The organism is Mycobacterium vicinigordonae, assembly GCF_013466425.1.
Lineage (GTDB): Bacteria > Actinomycetota > Actinomycetes > Mycobacteriales > Mycobacteriaceae > Mycobacterium > Mycobacterium vicinigordonae.
On the sequence record NZ_CP059165.1, the window covers coordinates 1,377,470 to 1,399,071 of the forward strand.

18 protein-coding genes are annotated in these 21,602 nt (G+C 67.9%); 10 read left to right on the forward strand and 8 right to left on the reverse strand.

The features are described from left to right. Positions 1-28: 28 nt before the first annotated feature. Positions 29-1,786: a glycerol-3-phosphate dehydrogenase/oxidase gene (locus H0P51_RS06095; RefSeq protein WP_180917093.1), complete on the forward strand. Its 1,758-nt coding sequence runs from the start codon at positions 29-31 to the stop codon at positions 1,784-1,786. Further along, positions 1,783-2,661 (forward strand): pseudouridine synthase, encoded by an 879-nt coding sequence (locus H0P51_RS06100; RefSeq protein WP_180917094.1) that lies wholly within the window; start codon positions 1,783-1,785, stop codon positions 2,659-2,661. The genes H0P51_RS06095 and H0P51_RS06100 overlap by 4 nt, the downstream gene beginning before the upstream one ends. On the opposite strand, the gene H0P51_RS06105 is transcribed toward H0P51_RS06100, so the two are convergent. Then, complete coding sequence (locus H0P51_RS06105) at positions 2,658-3,245, reverse strand: DUF5994 family protein (RefSeq protein ID WP_180917095.1); 588 nt, start codon at positions 3,243-3,245, stop codon at positions 2,658-2,660. The two genes, H0P51_RS06100 and H0P51_RS06105, sit on opposite strands and share 4 nt — an antisense overlap. A 215-nt stretch (positions 3,246-3,460) precedes the next feature. Here H0P51_RS06105 and mgtA point away from each other — a divergent pair, with 215 nt between their 5' ends. Next, entirely contained in the window at positions 3,461-6,049 is a 2,589-nt protein-coding gene (gene mgtA, locus H0P51_RS06110; RefSeq protein WP_425489018.1) for a magnesium-translocating P-type ATPase, read from the forward strand. Here mgtA and H0P51_RS06115 read toward each other — a convergent pair. Beyond that, a complete protein-coding gene (locus H0P51_RS06115; RefSeq protein ID WP_180917097.1) occupies positions 6,046-6,273 on the reverse strand; it encodes a hypothetical protein in 228 nt (75 codons plus the stop codon). The genes mgtA and H0P51_RS06115 overlap by 4 nt on opposite strands. Before the next feature lie 81 nt (positions 6,274-6,354). Continuing rightward, complete coding sequence (locus H0P51_RS06120) at positions 6,355-6,708, reverse strand: DUF732 domain-containing protein (RefSeq protein WP_180917098.1); 354 nt, start codon at positions 6,706-6,708, stop codon at positions 6,355-6,357. Positions 6,709-6,994: 286 nt separating this feature from the next. Here H0P51_RS06120 and pstS point away from each other — a divergent pair, with 286 nt between their 5' ends. The 3 genes from pstS to H0P51_RS06135 all read left to right on the forward strand — a co-directional run bounded on the left by pstS (position 6,995) and on the right by H0P51_RS06135 (position 10,381). Beyond that, positions 6,995-8,098 (forward strand): phosphate ABC transporter substrate-binding protein PstS, encoded by a 1,104-nt coding sequence (pstS, locus tag H0P51_RS06125; RefSeq protein ID WP_180917099.1) that lies wholly within the window; start codon positions 6,995-6,997, stop codon positions 8,096-8,098. A gap of 113 nt (positions 8,099-8,211) precedes the next feature. Further along, positions 8,212-9,429, forward strand: coding sequence for a PPE family protein (locus tag H0P51_RS06130; RefSeq protein WP_180917100.1), 1,218 nt, complete (start codon positions 8,212-8,214; stop codon positions 9,427-9,429). Between the two features lie 34 nt (positions 9,430-9,463). Next, positions 9,464-10,381, forward strand: a complete 918-nt coding sequence (locus H0P51_RS06135; RefSeq protein WP_180917101.1) for a CE1 family esterase — start codon at positions 9,464-9,466, stop codon at positions 10,379-10,381. A 12-nt stretch (positions 10,382-10,393) separates the two neighbouring features. On the opposite strand, the gene nei2 is transcribed toward H0P51_RS06135, so the two are convergent. Genes nei2 through H0P51_RS06150 form a run of 3 tightly spaced genes read right to left on the reverse strand, consistent with a single transcriptional unit; the run spans position 10,394 to position 16,462 of the window. Further along, a complete protein-coding gene (gene nei2 / locus H0P51_RS06140; RefSeq protein WP_180917102.1) occupies positions 10,394-11,161 on the reverse strand; it encodes an endonuclease VIII Nei2 in 768 nt (255 codons plus the stop codon). Positions 11,162-11,164: 3 nt separating this feature from the next. Continuing rightward, positions 11,165-15,742, reverse strand: coding sequence for an ATP-dependent helicase (locus tag H0P51_RS06145; protein ID WP_180917103.1), 4,578 nt, complete (start codon positions 15,740-15,742; stop codon positions 11,165-11,167). A gap of 42 nt (positions 15,743-15,784) precedes the next feature. Next, entirely contained in the window at positions 15,785-16,462 is a 678-nt protein-coding gene (locus tag H0P51_RS06150; RefSeq protein ID WP_180917104.1) for a TetR/AcrR family transcriptional regulator, read from the reverse strand. Positions 16,463-16,710: 248 nt separating this feature from the next. Between H0P51_RS06150 and H0P51_RS06155 the strand changes: the two genes are divergently transcribed. From H0P51_RS06155 to H0P51_RS06170, 4 genes are all read left to right on the forward strand, one after another. Continuing rightward, entirely contained in the window at positions 16,711-17,094 is a 384-nt protein-coding gene (locus H0P51_RS06155) for a hypothetical protein (protein WP_180917105.1), read from the forward strand. Between the two features lie 99 nt (positions 17,095-17,193). Next, positions 17,194-17,505 (forward strand): protein UsfY, encoded by a 312-nt coding sequence (gene usfY / locus H0P51_RS06160; RefSeq protein WP_180917106.1) that lies wholly within the window; start codon positions 17,194-17,196, stop codon positions 17,503-17,505. Positions 17,506-17,969: 464 nt separating this feature from the next. After that, positions 17,970-18,407 carry an ATP-binding protein gene (locus H0P51_RS06165; RefSeq protein WP_180917107.1) on the forward strand — a complete coding sequence of 146 codons (438 nt, stop codon included), beginning with the start codon at positions 17,970-17,972 and terminating at the stop codon, positions 18,405-18,407. A gap of 7 nt (positions 18,408-18,414) precedes the next feature. Beyond that, a complete protein-coding gene (locus H0P51_RS06170; protein ID WP_180917108.1) occupies positions 18,415-19,203 on the forward strand; it encodes an RNA polymerase sigma factor SigF in 789 nt (262 codons plus the stop codon). Here the strand turns inward: H0P51_RS06170 and H0P51_RS06175 are convergent. Both H0P51_RS06175 and H0P51_RS06180 read right to left on the reverse strand, forming a co-directional pair. Further along, positions 19,174-19,569 (reverse strand): STAS domain-containing protein, encoded by a 396-nt coding sequence (locus H0P51_RS06175; RefSeq protein ID WP_180917109.1) that lies wholly within the window; start codon positions 19,567-19,569, stop codon positions 19,174-19,176. The two genes, H0P51_RS06170 and H0P51_RS06175, sit on opposite strands and share 30 nt — an antisense overlap. Before the next feature lie 186 nt (positions 19,570-19,755). Beyond that, positions 19,756-21,552 (reverse strand): acetyl/propionyl/methylcrotonyl-CoA carboxylase subunit alpha, encoded by a 1,797-nt coding sequence (locus H0P51_RS06180; RefSeq protein ID WP_180917110.1) that lies wholly within the window; start codon positions 21,550-21,552, stop codon positions 19,756-19,758. Positions 21,553-21,602 lie beyond the last annotated feature (50 nt).

The window sequence follows — 21,602 nt, forward strand, 5'->3', positions numbered from 1 at the left end:
GACGAGTAACTGACAGGAGTCCTTAGTCGTGAGCAATCCGAGCAACGCAGCGGAGGGCGAGCAGAACTGGTCCGACGGGTCGCTGGGACCGCAACAGCGTGCGGTGGCCTGGGATCGTCTCGGCGCCGAGCAGTTCGACGTGGTGGTGATCGGCGGCGGCGTGGTCGGCTCCGGCTGCGCGCTCGACGCGGCCACCCGCGGCCTCAAGGTGGCCCTGGTCGAGGCTCGGGATCTAGCGTCGGGCACCTCGAGCCGCTCGTCGAAGATGTTTCACGGCGGCCTGCGCTACCTCGAGCAGCTCGAGTTCGGGCTGGTGCGCGAGGCGCTGTACGAGCGCGAGCTGTCGCTGACCAAGCTGGCGCCGCATCTGGTCAAGCCTTTGCCGTTCCTGTTCCCGCTGACCAACCGGTGGTGGGAACGGCCCTACATGGCCGCCGGAATCTTCCTCTACGACACCCTCGGCGGCTCGAAATCGGTTCCCGCGCAAAAACATTTGACCCGAGCCGGAGCGCTGCGGCTGAGCCCGGGCCTCAAACGCAGCTCGCTGATCGGCGGCATCCGCTACTACGACACCGTCGTCGACGACGCCCGGCACACCATGACGGTGGCGCGTACCGCCGCCCACTACGGCGCCGTAGTGCGCAGCTCCACCCAGGTGGTCGCGCTGCTGCGGGAAGGCGACCGGGTCACCGGAGTGCGGGTCCGCGACTCTGAGGACGGCGCGATCACCGAGGTTCGCGGGCACGTGGTGGTCAACGCCACCGGGGTGTGGACAGACGAGATCCAGGCACTGTCCAAGCAGCGCGGTCGATTCCAGGTGCGTGCGTCCAAGGGCGTACACGTGGTGGTGCCACGCGACCGAATCGTCAGCGACGTCGCGATCATCCTGCGCACCGAGAAGTCGGTGATGTTCGTCATCCCGTGGGGCAGCCACTGGATCATCGGCACCACCGACACGGACTGGAACCTGGACCTGGCCCACCCGGCGGCCACCAAGGCCGACATCGACTACATCCTGGGCACCGTCAACCAGGTACTGGCCACCCCGTTGACCCACGCCGACATCGACGGCGTGTACGCCGGGCTGCGCCCGCTGCTGGCCGGGGAGAGCGACGAGACCTCCAAGCTGTCCCGCGAGCACGCCGTCGCGGTGCCCGCGGCCGGGCTGGTCGCCATCGCCGGCGGCAAGTACACCACCTACCGGGTAATGGCCGCCGACGCGATCGACGCCGCAGTCCAGTTCGTGCCGGCACGGGTGGCGCCGTCGATCACCGAGAAGGTGAGCCTGCTGGGCGCGGACGGCTACTTCGCGCTGATCAACCAGGTCGAGCACGTCGGCGAGCGGGTGGGCCTGCACCCCTACCGGGTACGGCACCTGCTGGACCGGTACGGCTCGCTGATGGACGACGTCTTGGCCTTGGCGGCCGACAGGCCGGAATTGCTGGGCCCGATCACCGACGCCCCGGGTTACCTGAAGGTGGAAGCCGTCTACGCCGTCGTCGCCGAAGGCGCCCTGCACCTGGAGGACATCCTGGCCCGCCGGATGCGCATCTCGATCGAGTACTCGCACCGCGGCGTCGACTGTGCCCGGGAGGTTGCCGAACTGGTCGCGCCGGCGCTTGGCTGGAGCGCCGCCGACATCGACCGCGAAGTCGCCAACTACAAAGCACGGGTGGACGCTGAGGTCCTGTCCCAAGCCCAGCCCGACGATGTCTCCGCCGACGAGTTGCGCGCCAGCGCACCCGAGGCGCGCGCTGAGATCCTGGAACCGGTGCCGCTCAAGTGAAACCTGCGCCGCTGCCGGTCCGGGACGGTCTGGGTCCGGCGCGGGTGCGGCTGTGCGGTGGACCGGTGCTGGCTGAGCTGAGCGAACGGTTTGGCGCGGCCGCCCGTGCCAAGGTGCTGGCCGGGGAGGTTGTCGACACCGACGGCGCCGTGGTCGGCGAGGCGACCGTGCTGCCGGCGGGTGCGCACGTGTATCTGTACCGCGACCTGCCCGACGAGGTGCCGGTGCCTTTCGAGATTCCGGTGCTCTACCGCGACAACGACATTGTGGTCGTCGACAAGCCGCACTTCCTGGCCACCATGCCGCGTGGGCGTCACGTCGCCCAGACCGCGCTGGTGCGGCTGCGCCGCGAACTCGCGCTGCCGGAGCTCAGCCCGGCCCACCGGCTGGATCGGCTCACCGCGGGGGTGCTGCTGTTCACCGCCCGGCGGGAGGTGCGGGGCAGGTATCAGACATTGTTCGCCCGCGGCGAGGTGCGCAAGACCTACCTGGCGCGCGCGGAGGTCGACCCGGCGGTGCCGTTGCCCCGGGTGGTACGCAGCCGGATCATCAAATACCGGGGTCGGCTACAGGCGGTCAGCGAACCGGGGGAGCCCAACGCCGAGACGCTGATCGAACTGATCGCGCCGCAGCAGCGTTTGTACCAGCTGACACCGCGCACCGGCCGTACCCATCAGCTGCGGGTGCAGATGGCTTCGCTGGGGTTGCCGATCCTCGGGGACCCGTTGTACCCCAACATCATCGACGTCGCACCGGACGACTTCAGCGCGCCGCTGCAGTTGCTGGCGCAGTGCATCGAGTTCGACGACCCACGCACCGGTGCGCGCCGAAAATTCGTCAGCCGACGCACGCTGCACCCCCAGCCGCCGGGCTAGGCGCTCAAGCGGGACTGCCGCATCCGGTTGCGGACAATGTGCTCGACCAGTACCGGAACGAACGTCTGGATCGGCGCGTCGGCGAACTGCTGCGCCGCCTGCTCGCACCACCTCGCGATCTCAGCGGTTCGCTGCTGGTCCTCGCGCCCCTCGTGTTTAGCCAACGTAACCGCCACGTCGGCCACCGACCGCGCGACCTGCGACTGCCCGGCCGGTCCGGGTTCGGCCGGGACGCGTGCCGCCTCCAGCGCACGACGGGCTTCCTCCGGGCCGGTCTCCGGCCGGATGACGTGCAGGAACAGGTGGTCGCCGTCCTCGCCGACCAACATCACACTGGCGGGTTCGTCGCTGCTGAAGCCCAGCAACTCAATGGTGTGGCCGGCGACCTGCGCACGCGAGGGCACTTCGTCCCAGCCGTGCCGGTGATAGCCCACCATCACGACCCGCCCCAGCCGGTCGGACACCGATGTCATCAGGGGCGGCAGTTCGTCGACCAGTCGCCGCGAACGCGGCCACCACGCCCCGTCGACATGCTCCGAGGCGGAGCGGTAAGGCTTGAGCTGCAAACGCTTGTCGCGTTCCATCGTCGACCACCTGCCTGTTGAAGCCGGAGAGTTCCGGCGCGATCCGTCCATTGATACCGAGCGTTGTGATCCGTGAATTGACGGCGGCTGAACACGCGGTTGTGCACGCGCGAACGGGCGGCGCAGCTGGCATTGTGGTGCACGGCTGGCGCGGCGCGCCAAACCTGAGCGAGGAGAGGCCGGCGATGTCAGCAGCGCCCAAGACGACCGTCCCGATGCCGACGGCGCAGCAGGTCGCCACGGCCGCCGCCGACGAGGTGCTGCGCCAGTTGGACAGCTCGGCGGCTGGTCTGTCCACCGTCGAGGTGGCGGCGCGGCGCGCACGGTACGGGCCGAACGCGGTTGCGACACACCGGGTCAGCGCGGCGGCGGTGTTGGGCCGCCAATTGCGCAACGCGGTGCTCATCCTGCTCGCCGGGACGGCGGTCGTTTCGTCCTTCCTGGGCGACGGTGTGCAGGCGGTGATCATCGGCGTGATCCTGGTGGCCAGTGTGGGTCTTGGGTTTTTCAACGAGTACCGTGCCGAGCGGGCCGCCGCCGAGCTGCACGCGGGGATGCGCCACCAGGCGGTGGTGCGCCGTGACGGGCGGTTCGTCAAGGTCGGTGTCGTCGATCTGGTGCCCGGCGATGTGGTCCGGTTGTCGCTGGGTGAGGCGGTTCCCGCGGACCTGCGGCTCATCGACGTCAACGGTCTGGAATGCAACGAAAGCATCCTGACCGGCGAGTCCGCCGCCGCCGAGAAGACGTCAGATCCGGTGCCCGCCGGCGAACTGGCCGAAGCATCGGACCTGGCTTTCATGGGCACCATCGTTAGCGCCGGTAGCGGCGTCGGGGTGGTGTTCGCCACCGGGCGAGACGCCGAATTCGGGCGTATCGCAGCGGGTTTGGATGAGCGGGCACCCGAAACCGGGTTCCAAGTGGGGCTGCGCCGGTTTTCCTATTTGTTGCTGCAGGTCGCGATCGCACTGATGCTGGTCATCCTGGTCAGCAATCTGTTGCTCGGCAAGCCGATCATCGACTCGGTGCTGTTCTCGTTGGCCATCGCGGTCGGCATCACCCCGCAGTTGCTGCCGGCGGTGGTCAGCGCCGGCCTGGCGACCGGGTCCCGACAGCTGGCCAGGGCGAAGGTGCTGGTCAAGCGCCTGGTATGCATCGAAGACCTGGGCGACATGGACATTCTGATCACCGACAAGACCGGCACCTTGACCGAGGGCCGCCTGCGCTTCATCGGTGCGATCGATCCCGCCGGTGCGGACAGCGACGCGGTGCGCCGGTTCGGCCTACTGGCCACCGACGTAGACCCGCAATCCGGCGGCGTCAGCGCCAACGCGCTCGACGACGCGCTGTGGGAGTCCCCCACGGCGAGTCACCTGGTGGGTGCGGACGTGCGGCGGGTGGCGTTGCTGCCGTTCGACCATGAGCGCCGGGCCACCTCGGTGCTGATCGACGACGGCGACGAACGAGTGCTGGTGGTCAAGGGCGCACCCGAACAGCTGCTGCCGTTGTGCCGGACGACGCCGGCTGCCGCGGACGAGACGCTGGCGGCCCTGTTCGCCGCCGGGCGCCGCGTAATCGCTGTGGCAGCCCGCCCCGCCGCCGGACTCAGCACGATCACCCGCGACGACGAATGCGATCTGCAGTTGGCCGGGTTCCTGCTGTTCGCAGACGAACCCAAAGCCGCGGCCCGGCAATCGCTGTCCCAACTGGCCGGTCTCGGTATCGAGCTCAAGATCGCCACCGGCGACAATCCACGGGTTGCCGAAAAGGTTTGTGCCGACCTCGGTTTGGCGTCCAAAGGCACGGTTACCGGCGCGCAGCTGCAGTCCTTCGATGAAGACGCATTCGCCGACGCCGCGGTGAATCACACCATCTTCGCCAGAATTTCACCCGAGCAGAAGGCGCGGCTAATCGCCTGTCTGCGTGGGCACGGCCGGTCGGTGGGGTTTCTCGGCGACGGGGTGAACGACGCGCTGGCCCTGCATTCAGCCGACGTGGGAATCTCGGTCGACAGCGCCACCGACGTCGCCAAGGACGCCGCCGACGTGGTGCTGCTGGAGAAGGACCTGGGTGTGCTGGCCACCGGCGTGGCCGAGGGTCGGCGGATCTTCGCCAACACCATCAAGTACGTGTTGATGGGCACGTCGAGCAATTTCGGGAACATGTTCAGCGCCGCGGCCGCCTCGGCGCTGCTGTCCTTCCTGCCGATGCTGCCCAGTCAGATCCTGCTGAACAACCTGCTCTACGACAGTTCGCAGCTGGCGATCCCGACCGACCGCGTCGATGAGGAGCAACTCCGTGCGCCGTCGCACTGGGATGTCGCTTTCATCCGGCGATTCATGCTGACCTTCGGGCCGATCAGCTCGTTGTTCGACTTCTTGACGTTCGGGCTGATGCTGGGTGTGCTGCATGCGGGCCCCGTCGAGTTCCGCACCGGATGGTTCGTGGAATCGCTTGCGACGCAGACGTTGATCATCTTCGTCATCCGCACCCGCAAAGTGCCGTTCTTACGTAGCCGCCCCAGTGCGGCGCTGGCATTGGCCGCTCTGTCGATGGTCACCGTGGGTGTCGTGCTGACCATCTCGTGGCCGGCGCGCACCCTGGGGTTCACACCACTGCCGTGGCAGTTCTTCGCCGTGTTGGGCGGTTTCGTGGCGGTCTACCTGATTCTGGTGGAGCTCGCCAAGATGATGTTCTACGCCGAACCGGTGCGCTTGGCCGCGGCGCCGCTTCGTACCCGGGGGCGTGCCCACCGCATCCGGCGCCGCGCCGCGCGTTTCCACCATTTCGGGGGTGGGGCCGCTTAGACGTCCGGCGGGTCCGGGGGTCCCTGCAGCGCATCCAAGCCCTGCTCGATGCCGTCATTGGCTTGCTGCCAGAAGACTTGGGTGCCGGGCGCGGCGATCGCGCGGCTGGCGTCGCAGTCACAGCTCAGGGCGCTGTACACGCTTTGGTCGGCACCCGCCGAACTCGCCGTCGCCGCCGCGACGCTCAGCGCGATCGCGGCGCCCGACAACACTTTCGTGATCACTCATACTCCCCGTGAGGCTGGTGCCGAAAGTGTAAGGTCTGCCACCACGGATCGCGCGTTGCGATAACTGGGAATCGGCTGTCAAGCCGTCCCGTGATGCCGCGGGCAATAGGCGCTGATGCTCAGTCCGACGAAGTAGCCGGCGTGATAACCATCCAGGTTGCTGCTTGTAGCTACATCATTTGCGACGTCGGCCTTCGCTCTGCCGGTGTCGAGTTCATCGCAAACCTGATGCGCGGCCAAGATGGCCGCTTGCGGGGTCGCGAAGTTAATCCCGTGCGACTGCAACGCATTCAGGAACTGTCCGTCGATGCCGTCGGCGTGCGCGGCCGGGCCCACGAGCACCGCCACCGGGACAGCCAGCGCAACCACCAGTGCGGACCCTGGCAACCATGTCCGCCGCTGGCCGAGCGAGCGGATCGCAGAGATGATCATCGCTACAGCCTCCTCACGGCGAAAGTGTGACGTAACTAGTTGCTTACATTGCGATCATCGCACGTAACGGTCGGATGAGCGAACGGTTTCGGGTTCGCTGACCCAGACTGGCGCACCACCATTGCGGGACGTGTCAGCGCCATGAACCGTGGACCAACTGCGGCTGAATTTGTGAATGCGGGTGTGTTCAACCGGGTTCGCGGGTCGACTGCGCCGCCCCAGAACTTGTTAGCATGCCGCGGGACGGCCGAAACGGCCGTTTGCTGGTGCGGGTCGAGGAAATGAATTGGATCACTTTCGATTTGGTGTCGTGCTGACAGCAGTGGTCGTGCTGTTGTCGACGGCGTGTGATGGCAATCACGGCGCCGGGAATACGGCTGCCACCGCCGCGACGTCGGCCAGAGCGGGCTGCGGCGGCAAGGCGTCGCTGAAGGCCAGTGGATCCACCGCACAGGAAAACGCGATAACCCGCTTCACCCGGGCTTTCGAACACGACTGTCCCGGCCAGACCGTGGACTACACCGCCAACGGCTCCGGCGCCGGGATCAGCGAATTCCTTGGTGGGCAAACCGATTTCGCCGGCTCGGACTCGCCGCTGAGCAAGGACGAATACGGCGCGGCGCAGCGGCGCTGCGGCTCGCCGGTTTGGAACCTGCCGACGGTGTTCGGCCCCATCGCGATCGCGTACCACGTCAGCGGTCTGGCGGCGCTGAACCTCGACGCCCCGGCGGCGGCCAAGATCTTCACCGGCGCCATCACCGCGTGGAACGATCCGGTGATCACTGCACTGAACCCGGGTGTAGCTTTGCCGCCCACGCCGATCCGCGTCGTGTTCCGCAGCGACGATTCCGGCACCTCGGACAACTTCCAGCGCTACCTGGACACTGCCTCGGGTGATGCCTGGGGCAAGGGCGCCGGCAAGCAGTTCCGCGGTGGCGTGGGGGAAGGCGCCCTGGGGAGTGAGGGCGTCGCCGCGGCCGCATCAGAAGCCGACGGCGCGATCACCTACGTGGAATGGTCTTTCGCTCAAGCTCACCAGCTGAACACGGCCAAGATCATCACCTCGGCGGGCCCCGACCCGGTGGCCATTGGCCCCGATTCGGTGGGCGCAACGATCTCGGGTGCCTGGTTCATCAGGGACGGCAACGACCTGGCGCTGGACTCGATCTCGTTCTACCGACCGAACCAGCCCGCCTCGTATCCAATCGTGCTAGCGACCTACGAAGTTGTCTGTTCAAAGTATCCAGACGCCCAGGTGGGCGCTGCGGTCAAAGCGTTTCTGCGCAGCGCCATCGCCTCCGGGCAGAGCGGTCTAGCCGACCACGGTTACGCCCCCGTTCCCGCCGCGTTCAAAGGCCGGTTGTCCGCCGCGGTAAATGTGATCGCGTGACAAGGTCGTTTGCTGGATACAACAACCTTTGACGCTCAATGTTCTAGGCTTTTTTCCGGGGTGTTTAACCGAATGTTCCAAAAGTTTTCCAGCGGTGGTCATTGTGAGGTGCTATGGAGTTCATTACGTTGCCGCCGGAGATCAGTTCAGCGCTGATCCATTCGGGACCTGGCGCTGCGTCGCTGACCGAGGCTTCGTACGCCTGGCAGCGGCTTGGCGTCGAACTGGATGAGTCCGCCAGCGTTTACACTCCCGCGGTTGCGGCGCTCGCCGGGTTGTGGCACGGCCCGGCGTCCTCGACGATGGTCGACGCAGTTGCCCCGTATCTGTCCTGGATGCGCACTACCGCCCAGCAGTGCCGCCAGCTGGGCTTGGCGGCGCAGGCGGTTGTCTCGGAGTTCAACTCCACGCTGTCGACGGTGGTGCATCCTGCGGTGGTAGCGGCCAACCGCCAGCAGCTCGCGCAGCTGCTGGCCACCAACGGGCTGGGCAGAAACCTAACAGCCATCGCCGAAACCGAAGCGCAGTACGAGCGCATGTGGGTCAACAACGCGGCCGCGATGTACCGGTATGAGACAGCGACGGCGCAGGCGCTGCTGGTTGAGCCGTTCACCTCGCCGCCGCAGATCACCGACGCCGAGGGGGAGGGCGCCCAAGCCGCGGCCGTGCAGACGGCGTCGGCCACCTCGGCGGGCACCGCCGCCCGATCCGCGCAGTCGGCGATGGCTAGCACGGCGGCCGCGCTGCCCGCCGACGCGGTGGCGCCGCCGGTGTCTCCGATCGATGCGCTGGTCCAGGCCGTCGGCGTCACCTTCGACCCCAACCAGGGCTGGTTCGGGCTGGCCAACACCTACGCCAACCAGTTCATCTCGTCCGGATTCCCGATCAACCTGCTGTCCTACATGGCCCAGAACACCTCGGCTCAGGCCCTGCAGTCGGTGGCGCCCGATGTCGCCCAGGGGCTTTCGGAAGGCGAGGCGGCGCTAGGCGACATGGCGGCCGGGCTGTCGAACGCGGCCGGCGCCCTGGGGTCCATCGAACCCGCCGCGGCGATGGGTGCCGCGGTGCAGATGGGCGCATTGTCAGCGCCGCCCGCCGCCACCGGCGTTTTGACCGCCGCGCACAGCATGCCGGTGCAGCTCGCCTCGGCGGCTTCGCCGCTTCCCGCGGCGGACGCCGGCGGCGGATTCCCGATGCTTCCGCCGTTGATGCCGCCGCCGGTCAGTGCCGGCAGCGGCTGGAAGAAGCGCAAAGAGCCGAAATACGAGGACCTGGCGATGGGCCTGGAGTTGAAGGGGACGTTCATGACTCGTCCGCCGTCGGCGGGCTGAGGACCGGATCAACGTTATCGGTACTTTTAACGGCATGCCCTGGGCGCGTCTGCTCTTGCTTGCCGCACTCCTAATCTGTCTGGTCGGGTGCAACGAGCGGCAGGTCCAGGCTGCCCGGGCCCGCGACCAGGCGGGAATGATGCAGTATGGCGGGCTTAACCGCACCTATCTGGTGCACGTGCCGCCCGGGCCGCCCTTCGGCCTGGTGCTGAACCTGCATGGCGGCGGCGGCACCGGTGCCGGGCAGCGGGGTTTGACAGACTTCGACTCCGTCGCCGACATCAACGGCCTGCTGGTGGTCTATCCCGACGGCTACGACAAGAGCTGGGCCGACGGGCGCGGCGCCGCTCCGGCCGACCGCCGCCGACTCGACGACATCGGTTTCCTGGTCGCGCTGGTGAACAAGCTGCGCAAGGACTTCAATGTCCCCGAAGGCCACATTTTCGCCACCGGCATGTCCAACGGCGGATTCATGTCCAACCGGTTGGCCTGCGACCACGCCGAGGTGTTTGCCGCGATCGCCCCGATCTCCGGCACCTTGGGTACTGGTGTGGCGTGCAATCCATCGCGGCCAGTGTCGGTGCTTTATGCGCACGGCACCTCCGATGCGGTGGTGCCGTACAACGGTGGCGACGTCCGCGGTCGGGGCGGACTGAGCCACGCCATCTCGGCAAACAGTCTTCTTGAGCGCTGGCGAACAATCGACCAGTGCCCGGGTGCCCCAATCGTGTGGGAACTGCCCAACGTGGGCGACGGAACCGTCGTGCGTCGGTTCGACTCCCAGGACTGCGCCGAGAACACCGAAGTGGTGCACTACCAGATTGACAAGGGCGGTCACACCTGGCCGGGCACAAAACAGTATCTGCCGAAGTCGGTGATCGGGGCCACCACCCGCGCCTTCGACGGCTCGCAGGTCGTCGCGCACTTCTTCATGACCCACGGCCGTGGCTGACGCCGCGGTGACTCAACGCTGACAGGTCGGGCACCAGTACCGCACGCGCTCGACCGTCCCGCCCGGCGGGTTCTGCTGCACGATAGGTGTGCCGCAGCGACGGCAACTTTGGCCGGCCCGTCCGTACACCCACAGTTGCCGGCCCGCTCGGGTGTCGCCGGTGGTACAGCGATTCCAGCGGAAGCGGTTGACCCACAACATGTCTCGAGCGCGGCTGACCAAGCGCAGCGGATCGGCGACGGCCCGGACCGGTGCGGTCGGCAGGTGTCCGCTGACGAAACACAGTTCGTTGCAGTACACGTTGCCGACCCCGGCCATCACCCGCTGGTCCAGCAGCGCCTCGGCGAGAGCGCGATCCGGGTCGCCCACCAGGTTGGCGGCGGCGCGCCGCGGGTCCCAGTCGTCGCCGAGCAGATCGGGTCCCAGATGGGCGACCGCGTCGACGTCGTGGTCGCGGTCGCGGATCTCCAGCACGCCCAGGTCGATCCCGACGGCTTGGATATTGCCCGCTTCCAGGATGATTCGCGCCCGATGGTCAACCCGGACCGGACGCTTGCCGACCCGCCAGCTGCCGTCCATCTTCAGGTGGGAGTGAATGCTGGCGGGGCCGACCCTAATGAACAGGTGCTTTCCGCGACTGAGCACTTCGTCCACCACCTGCCCGGCCAGGTCCACGGTGGCGAATTGCGGCACCCGGACGTCGCAGCGCGTCAGCGTACGACCGACCAGCTGCTCGCGCAGCGCGGCCGCGGTGTGCCAGACGGTGTCTCCTTCGGGCATGGCCTACCGCAGCCGCAGACCGCGTGGCGTGCGCGCAAAGCCCGCTTCGGCCAGTGCGTCGGCCGCTGCCGTTCCGGACCCGTCGGGCGCGAGCACCGAAACCCCGTCGACCCGCTCAACTAGCAGCGACGCCACCCGGCGGGCGGCGACCAGATCGGCCAACGCCACCGCGGCCGCCTGCTCGGCGCCGGCATCGGCGTAGAACGTGAGCAGTGAGCGCCCACCCCGTTCCAGGAACCAGCACAACTCGCCGTCGACCAGCACCACCAGCGCCCCGGCCTTGCGGCCGGGCCGCGCGCCCTCACCGGCGGCGGCTGGCCAGGGGAGCGCCGCTCCGTACGGGTTCGCCGGGTCGGTGGCGGCCAGCACCACGGCCCGGTACTCGGGCCGCTGCGGGTCCACCCCGTCCAGATAGCCCCGCAATCGGTCCACGGTCGAGGCCACGGCGAATTGCGCGCCCCCCAACGACTCGATGAAATAGCCGCGCTGACAACGGCCGGCGTCCTCGAAACCGCTCAGCACCTTGTACAGCGTGGCGAATCCGCCCGCCACCCCTTCGGCGGCGACCGCGCCCTTGGTGAGCACCCCGTGGCGGTTCAATAGCAGCTCGGCCTGGAAGTGGGCGCGCAGGGTGGAGTCGGGCTCCGGCCGCGACAGGGCCGACCAGCGACCCGCCACGGTGGGATCGCTGCTGCGGGCCTGCGCGTGGGCAACGCTGTAGCGGCTCAGCCGCGGCGGCCGCTGGGCGCGGTGCGCGGGGGCCGATCGTTTGCGGGAACCGCTGCCGAGCAGGGCCCGCACCGGCGCGAAGGTGTCGCCGGTTACCCGGCCGGCCCAGATGAGTTCCCACAGCGCGGCTTTGAGCTCGGCCTCGGCGTATCCGGCCTGTGTGAGCTGGCGAAAGAAGTACGCGCCGCCGCCGGCCAGGGTGTCCAAAACCGCCCGGTGCACCTCGGTCAGTTCGATGTCGGTCGGCGCGGCCAGCGTCAGGGCCGCCGAATCGGCCATGTGCAACGCGATCCAGCCGTCGGTGCCCGAGATCGACCCCGCACCCGACCAGGTGACCTCCCCGCTGGCGAGTAACTCGTCGAGCGTCGCGGGAGCGTAATCGCGCAGCCGCGGGGCCAGCACCAGCGGCTCGAGTGCCGAGGCGGGTATACGCACTCCGGCCAGCTGTTCGACGACGGATGCCAGACCGTCTGGTCCGGCGGGGCGCATCCCGGCCGAGCCGGCGCCGCCCACGTGATGCCACGCGGGCAGGAACCGTCCATAGGCGGCGGTGCTGACCGGTTCGACCTGCGCACGCAGCGCGGCCAGCGAGCGCCGCCGCAGGATGCGCAGCACGTCGGCGTCGCACCACTGCTCGGCACCGGGACCGCCGCTGCTCGCCAAGAATTCGCCGCGCACCAGGCGCCCGTCGCTGGCCAGTCGGCCGAGGACGTCCGCGGTGACCCGGAGCCCCAGCCCGAACCGACCGGCGGCCTGGGCGGTGTCGAACGGCGTGTGGGTGCGCGCGTAGCGTCCGAGCAGCTCGCCCAACGGATCGGTCACGGCCGCGGTGAAAGTTGTCGGCAGGCCGACCGGTACCGCGGCGCCGACCCCGTCGCGCAACCGGCCGATGTCCTCGACGGCGACCCACCAACTGCGCCCGGCGAACGACACCGTCAGCGCCCGCCGGGTGGCGCGCAGGCCTTCCAGCCAGCCGCCCACGTCGGCAGTGGTGGAGCGGGCGGCCACCTCTCCCTCGGTCAGCGGACCGAGCAGCCGCAGCAGGTCGGCGACGCCCTCGGCATCGCGCGCGGCCCGGTCGGCCGACAGATGCTGCAATTGGCGACCGGTGCCGGCGATTACGTCGGGGTCCAGCAGCTCGCGCAGTTCGATCCGGCCAAGCAGCTGGGCCAGGAGCGTGCTGTCTAGCGACAGCGCCGCTGCGCGCCGCTCCGCCAGCGGCACATCGCCCTCGTACATGAACGCGCCGACGTACCCGAACAGCAGCGACGCCGCAAACGGCGACGGTTTGGCGGTCTCGACCTCCAGCACCCGGACCTGACGCGCGGCGATCCGGGCCATCAGACCGGTCAGGGTCGGTACGTCGTAGACGTCCTGCAGACACTCACGGACCGTTTCCAGCACGATCGGGAAGTCGGGATACTTGCGGGCCACCTCCAGTAGCTGGGCGGCGCGTTGCCGCTGCTGCCACAGCGGTGAGCGTTTGCCGGGATGGCGGCGGGGGAGCAGCAACGCGCGGGCTGCGGCCTCCCGGAACCGGGAGGCGAACAGCGCCGACTCGCCGACTTCGGCGGTGACGATCGGGTCGATCTCGTCGGCCTCGAACACGAACAGCTCGGCGCCGGGTGGGGCGTCTTCGCCGGCGGACATCCCGGAGAATTCGGTGTCGGGCAGTCGTACCACGATGCCGTCGTCGGAGGCGGTCGGCTTTTCGTCCAGGCCGTAGCGTTCGCGCAGCCGCCGACCCACCGCCAGTGCGAGCGGACCGTGCACCTGAAGCCCGTACGGCGAATGCAGCACGACCCGCCAATCGCCCAACTCGTCGCGGAAGCGCTCGATCAGCAGCGTGGTGTCGGTAGGCACCACCCGGGTGGCGCCGCGCTGCTCGTCCAACAAACGCCACAGGTTGTCGATCGCGTAGTCGTCGAAACCCCATCCTGCGCAACGCTTTCCGAAGGCATCTCGATCGAGTTCAGCCAGCTCCCCGGTCAGCGCGCCCAGCGCGGCACCGAGTTCCGCGGGCCTGCCGACGTCGTCGCCGCGCCAGAACGGCAACCGCGCCGGCTGGCCTGGTGCGGGGAGGACCAGCACCCGGTCGTGGGTGATCTCGACGATTCGCCAGCTGGTGGCGCCCAGCGCGATGACGTCGCCGGGGCGCGATTCGTAGACCATCTCCTCGTCCAGCTCGCCCACTCGCGACGGCTTCTCCGAATCGGTGGCCAGGTAGACGGTGAACAATCCGCGGTCGGGGATCGCGCCGCCGGAGGTTACGGCCAGCCGTTGCGCGCCCGGCCGCGCCGTCAAAATGCCGTGATCGCGGTCGTAGACCAGCCGGGGCCGCAACTCCGCGAACTCGGTCGACGGGTACTTGCCGGACAGCAGGTCCAAGGTGGCCTCGAACACGCCACGCGGCAGCGTCGCGAACGGGGCGCTGCGCCGCACGGTGTCAAACCAACGGTCGGCGTCGATGGGCTCCAGGGCCGCCGCCGCGACGGTGTGCTGGGCCAGGATGTCCAGCGGATTGGCGGGTACCCGCATGGTCTCGATCTGACCGGCGAGCATGCGCTGGACGCTGACCGCGCAGCCGAGCAGATCGGTGCGGTGCTTGGGGAACAACACACCTCGCGACGTCTGGCCGACTTGATGGCCGGCCCGTCCGATCCGCTGCAGGCCGCTGGCCACCGAGGGCGGCGCCTCGACCTGGATGACCAGGTCCACCGCGCCCATGTCGATGCCGAGCTCCAGGCTGGAGGTGGCCACCACCGCCTTGAGCTGACCGCTCTTGAGGTCCTCCTCGACGATGGCGCGTTGCTCTTTGCTGACCGAGCCATGGTGGGCGCGGGCCAGCAGGGTGGGCGCGCCGAAGCTTTGTCCGCTACCCATCACATAGGCCGGCGCGCCGCCCGGCACCTGGGTGTTGGTCGCCCCGGCAATCTCGACGCCGCACCGCTCGGCATGGATCTCGTTGAGCCGCGCGGTCAGCCGCTCCGCAAGCCGCCTCGAATTGGCGAACACGATGGTCGAGTTGTGCGACTCGATCAGGTCGACCAGCCGGGCCTCGACATCGGGCCAGATGGAGTTGTCAGCCAGATTTGCCATGTCGGGCACTGGCACCTGCACGGACAGCTCGACGGTCTTGGCCGAGGGCGGGGCTACGACAGTCGTGCGGGCCTGGCCCGACAGGAACCGGGCCAACTCCTCGGGCGGACGCACGGTGGCCGACAACCCGATGCGCTGCGTGGCCCGATCGGACAACTCGTCGAGGCGTTCCAGCGACAGCGCCAGGTGCGCGCCGCGCTTGGTCGCCGCGATGGCGTGGATCTCGTCGACGATGACCGTCTGCACCCCGGCCAGGGTGTCGCGCGCGGAAGACGTCAGCATCAGAAACAGCGATTCGGGAGTGGTGATCAGCACGTCGGGCGGCCGACTGATCAGTTGCCGCCGCTGGGCCGGTGGGGTGTCGCCGGATCGGACCCCCACGCTGATTTCGGGAGTGGGCAGGCCGCGGGCCTGCGCCAGGCGGGTCAAACCCGCGAGAGGGGTGCGCAAGTTGCGCTCCACGTCCACCGCCAGCGCCTTGAGTGGGGAGACGTAGAGCACCCGGGTGCCCGGTGGCCGCTCGGGCGAGCGCGCCAGGCTGTCCAGTGCCCACAGGAATGCGGCCAGCGTCTTGCCCGACCCGGTCGGCGCGACGACCAGCGTGTTGTCCCCGTCGGCGATGGCGTTCCAGGCGGCGGCCTGAGCTTCGGTGGGCGCGGCGAAAGTACTGGTGAACCAGTCACGGGTGACGGCGCTGAACCGGGCCAGCGCGGCAGGCGACGAAGCTTCGGGTTCAGACGCCGCGGTAGTCACCCAACCATCGTGCCTGCAGGCACCGACAATACGTCCAGACCGTCAGGACTGCGGCTTGAACCGTGCGGTTGCCATCGCCTCGGCCAGCTTTTCGGGGATCGCCGGGACCCGGACGATCGCGTCGAGCAGGGTATGCGCGCAGGCGTCGGCCAGCCGATCCGCTTCCAGGGTCTGGTCCATGATCCGTTGCCGGCAGATTTCGAAAGTGAACGCCAGCCAGCCATGGATGATGACCCGCAGGTCCCGCTCGACTTCGGGTTCCAGCACGTTGGTCCCGGGCATGCCGCTGATGACCTCGCCGATGCGGGTCATGACGTGTTCCATCTGGCGGTTCTTGGCCTCGTCGTCGATCCCCAGCAGAACTGGGTCGGAACGGCCGAGCCCGACGTACGCCGCCCAGGCGGCCTCCGGGTTCTGTTCGTGGTAGGCCATGTAGGCCAGCACGCCGGTGCGGATCTCCTCGAACATCGTCATGCCTGGTGCCGGGTCGATGTTGGTGGCTGCATACAGCCGGTCCGCTTCGTCCTTGACGACGGCAGCGAAGAACGCCCGCTTGTCCGGGAAGTAGTGATACATCAAGGCGCGCGAAACCCCGGCACGCTCGGCGATCTCGTCGATCCGAACCTCGTCGTACGGCCGTTTCCCGAAGACTTCCGCCCCCAGGGCGAGCAGTTCGGCGCGTCGATCCTCAGGAGATAGTCGCCTTCTGGCTGTCGCCATAATCACAGATAGTACTCACGCCAGGTATGCACTCCCTGTGAACCGATCTGCTTGGTAAACCGATCCGCTTGCCAAGGCTTCTTCCGGTAGGGCCGAGCAGACGGTTTGTGAGATGGCTCCCGAACGAACGGCCAGCGGTTTGCCCGATGGCGACGCTGGGTATTGCAGTTCAACATCGTCCAGCGGGATCACGAGGGGGACCCGCGCAGCGGCGTAATGTACGAGAAAAGCCAGATAGAGGTGCTCCGATGCATAGAGCAGACGAGAAATTGCGCGGTGACCACCTGGGTCGGGACGACGGCGAGGTCCACGCCGCCATCAAGTTTGCGGTGCTGGCGACCGCGGCCGGGTTGGGGTTCGTAATCGTGGCGGCACTGTGGGTGTCGACCTGCGGCGGGGTAAGCGTGGACACGGTGGCGTGCGGCCGACCGGAGCGGACCATCTTGGGGTTGGGCGGCCCGCTGATCTTGCTGCTCGCCGGTCTCTGGTCGTTCATCCGCACCTACCGGGTGTGGCGCGAGCAGGGGGTCTGGTGGGGGTGGCATGGCGCCGGCTGGTTCCTGCTGACGCTGATGCTGGTGACCCTGGCGATGAGTGCCCCGCCGATCGCCGGGTCAGTAATGGCGCTGTAGCGCGTTCACCGGCCGGCGCGGTTCCGCGAGTTCCGTCGTGATTTCCCTATCTGTAGCGGGTACTCCACGCAGGTACGGAACCGAACGAAGGAGGCTGCCATGGGGGACACGTTTCATGACCCCGTCGACCACTTGCGGACGACGCGGCCACTTGCCGGCGAATCGCTGATCGACGTCCTGCATTGGCCGGGCTACCTGCTGGTGGTGGCCGGGGTAATCGGCAGCGTCGGATCACTGACGGCATTCGGCAGCGGGCATTATGCCCAGGGCGTGACGGCGGGCATCGCCGCCGCCGCTGTGTCGGTCGTCGGGCTGCTATGGCTGGCCGTCGAGCATCGCCGGATCCGTCGTATCGCCGACCTCTGGTACGCCGAGCACCCCGACGTGCAACGCGGGCCGCTGGGCAGCTGACTGGACGAAAAACTACTACGAATCGACTGCCCGGCAGGCGATTTGGAGTTTCGTGTGGTCCCGCTAGAGTTGAGTTCGGCGCGCCCGGCGGGGTCGCGACCCAACCGCTCCTGAAACACTCGGGCGTTAGTTGTTTTATCCGCGCCGACGACGGGGTATCAGGAGGGCACCATGATGAGTACCGGCACAATTCCGTTAGCGTGGACGCCCCATCATGGGGTGCGAAATCACGACGAACACGACAACCAACACCACCCTGGCCAGCAACGAGACGTTCCTTCGGTGTCGACATCGGTGCGCAAAGCCACTGCCGGATGTGTTTGCCTCGCCGGCGACTGGTTGAATACCCGGTGGCGATCATGACCAACCGGCTCGACCCATTGGTCCACGGCGGGCAGCAACCCGGCGCCTTAGCCGGGGACCAGACCAAGGGTAGTGTCGGTCGAATATTGCCGGGAGGCCAAATGACCGATGCGGATCTGCGCGCTGACGGGCGTCAACGCGGTTACCGCGCCGTCGAATTGACTGTAGCTGCCCGCCTGGAGAACCTGGCGATGCTACGAACCTTGGTCGGTGCTATCGGCACCTTCGAGGACCTGGATTTCGACGCCGTCGCAGACCTGCGGCTGGCCGTAGACGAAGTGTGCACCCGACTGATCCGCTCGGCGACCGCCGGCGCCACGCTGACGCTGGTCGTGGATCCACGCGACGACGAACTGGTGGTGGAGGCATCCGCGGCGTGTGACACCCACGACGTGGTGGCCCCGGGCAGCTTTAGTTGGCACGTATTGACCTCGCTGGCCGATGATGTTCAGACGTTCCATGACGGTCGCAAGCCGGACGCAACGGGCAGTGTCTTCGGCATCTCGTTGACGGCGCGGCGGGCGGCCCCCGGTAAGTGACGGCCAGTTGACAGAGCAACCTGCCGGCGGTTCCAATTCGCGACCTAACGAATACGCCGATGTTCCGGACATGTTCCGTGAGCTCGCCAGCTTCGCTGCCGGCTCGGCGGAGTTCCAGCGGCGCCAGGACAAGATCGTGGAGCGCTGTCTGCCGCTGGCCGATCACATCGCGCGCCGGTTCGAGGGCCGCGGCGAACCGCGCGACGACCTGATTCAGGTCGCACGGGTGGGGCTGGTCAACGCCGTGGTGCGCTTCGACGTCGAAACCGGTTCGGATTTCGTCTCGTTCGCCGTGCCCACCATCATGGGCGAGGTCCGGCGACACTTCCGCGACAACAGCTGGTCGGTCAAGGTGCCGCGCCGGCTCAAGGAACTGCACTTGCGGCTAGGCACTGCCACCGCCGAGTTGTCGCAGCGGCTCGGCCGGGCGCCCACCGCAACCGAACTCGCCGCCGAACTGGGCATGGACCGCGCGGAGGTGGTCGAGGGTCTGGTTGCCGGCAGCTCCTACAACACCCTGTCGATCGACAGCGGTGGCGGCAACGAAGACGACGACGCCCGCGCGATCGCCGACACCTTGGGTGACGTCGATTCCGGTCTGGATCGGATCGAGAACCGCGAGGCCCTGCGTCCGCTACTCGAGGCGTTGCCGGAGCGCGAACGAATGGTGTTGGTACTGCGGTTCTTTGAGTCTATGACGCAGACCCAGATCGCCGAGCGCGTCGGCATCTCGCAGATGCACGTGTCGCGCTTGCTGGCGAAGTCGCTAGCGCGGCTGCGGGACCAGCTGGAGTAGGCGCACCTGTTCGGGTCGGGTCGGCCCCGTCCACGCGGTGATGGGCAGCGTGCCGTCCGGATCGCAGATTCGCAGTAGCCGTGCTACCGCCCGGCTGGGCGTCATCACCCAAGTGGTGCCGTTGGCCGAGCACTCCACGTTGATTCGGTGCAGCGCGGAAAACGCCGCTGTGCCAACGAAATCTAGACCAGCGAGGTCGACCACCAGCCATCGGCAGTGCCGCGCGCAGCGGGCGACGTATTGGGCGAACTGATCTGCGTTGGCGGCGTCGAGTTCACCGCGGGCGGTGACAACACCGCTGGACAGCTCCCACTTCGCGGTGAATTCGGCGTTTGGGCATTTTAGCCACATTTGAGTGACGGGCATGTTGGCTCCGAAAGTCGGCGACGGCGTGCGTGCACGATTCGCCTCCCCGCGAATCCTGGCGCACCAGCAATTCGTTCCGCACGGCTGTGAACTCAACCTGTCCGCACCCTACCCCCGATGGGCAGGGCCGACAACGCAGTGACCAACTGGAACGGCAATGCCGAACCAGGCCGAACCGGAAGGCCCCTATTTGATCTCGGCCAGCACGGTGCCCTGGGTGATGGCCGCGCCCGGCTCGACCGCCAGCCCGGTGATCACACCATCCTTGTGCGCGGTGACAGGATTTTCCATCTTCATCGCCTCCAGGACAACCACAAGGTCGCCGACGGAGACCTCCTGGCCTTCCTCCACGGCTACCTTCACCACAGTGCCCTGCATGGGTGCGGTCACCGCGTCACCGGAGGCCGCAGCCCCCCCGTGCCCGCCGCGCTTGCGGGGCTTGGGCTTGCGGCGTACCACGCCGACAGCGTCCGGGGCGCCGCCGCTGGCCAGCGCCAGGTCGCCGGGCAACGAGACCTCGACCCGGCGGCCGTCGACCTCGACGACCACCTTCTGGCGTGGCCGGGAATCTTCCTCGTCAATGGGTTCGCCGCCGGTGAAGGGCTCGACGGTGTTGTCCCACTCGGTCTCGATCCAACGGGTGTGCACCGTAAAGCCGTTCTCGTCACCGATGAACGCCGGGTCGGACACCACTGCGCGGTGGAACGGGATCACCGTGGCAAGGCCTTCAACGTGGAACTCGTCGAGCGCGCGGCGGGCGCGGGCCAGCGCCTCGTCGCGATTGGCACCGTAAACGATGAGCTTGGCCAGCATGGAGTCGAACTGGCCGCCGATCACCGAGCCGGCGTGCACCCCGGAGTCCAGCCGGACACCGGGTCCGCTGGGCGTGTCGTAGCGGGTGACCGGGCCGGGTGCGGGCAAAAAGCCCCGGCCGGCGTCCTCGCCGTTGATCCGGAACTCGATGGCGTGGCCGCGGGGGGTGGGGTCCTCGGTGATGTCGAGCTTCTCGCCATTGGCGATCTTGAACTGCTGCAGCACCAGGTCGATGCCGGCGGTCTCCTCGGTGACTGGGTGTTCCACCTGCAGCCGGGTGTTGACCTCGAGGAACGAAATCAGCCCGTCCTGGCCGACCAGGTATTCGACGGTGCCGGCACCGTAGTAGTGCGCTTCCTTGCAGATCCGTTTGGCCGACTCGTGGATCTCCTTGCGCTGCGCGTCGGTAAGAAAAGGTGCCGGCGCTTCTTCCACCAGCTTCTGGAAGCGGCGCTGCAGCGAGCAGTCGCGGGTGCCGGCGACGACGACGTTGCCGTGCTGGTCGGCGATCACCTGAGCCTCGACGTGGCGGGGCTTGTCCAGGTAGCGCTCGACGAAGCATTCGCCGCGCCCGAAGGCGGCGACGGCCTCGCGCACGGCGGACTCGTAGAGGTGCGGGATCTCTTCGAGGGTGCGCGCGACCTTCATGCCGCGTCCGCCGCCACCGAAGGCCGCCTTAATGGCAATCGGCACGCCGTACTCCTTGGCGAAGGCGACCACCTCGTCGGCGTCCTTGACCGGGTCCGGGGTGCCCGGCACCAGGGGTGCCTGTGCGCGCGCGGCGATGTGGCGTGCGGTGACTTTGTCGCCGAGGTCGCGAATCGACTGCGGGCTGGGCCCGATCCAGATCAGCCCGGCGTCGATCACAGCTTGGGCGAAGTCGGCATTCTCGGACAGGAAGCCGTACCCGGGGTGAATCGCGTTGGCGCCTGACTTCGCGGCGGCGTCCAGGATCTTGCCGAAGTCCAGGTAGGACTCGGCCGACGTTTGACCCCCGAGCGCATACGCCTCGTCCGCCAAGCTCACGTGGGGGGCGTCGGCATCGGGCTCGGCGTAGACCGCCACACTGGGCAGGCCCGCGTCCTTGGCCGCCCGGATCACCCGGACGGCGATCTCGCCGCGGTTTGCGACCAGAACCTTCGCGATTCGCGAGCTGGCGTGACTGGGCACTGCGCCTCCTGTTTTAGCGTCTTCTTCGTCTCTAAGAGAATTTCTTACAA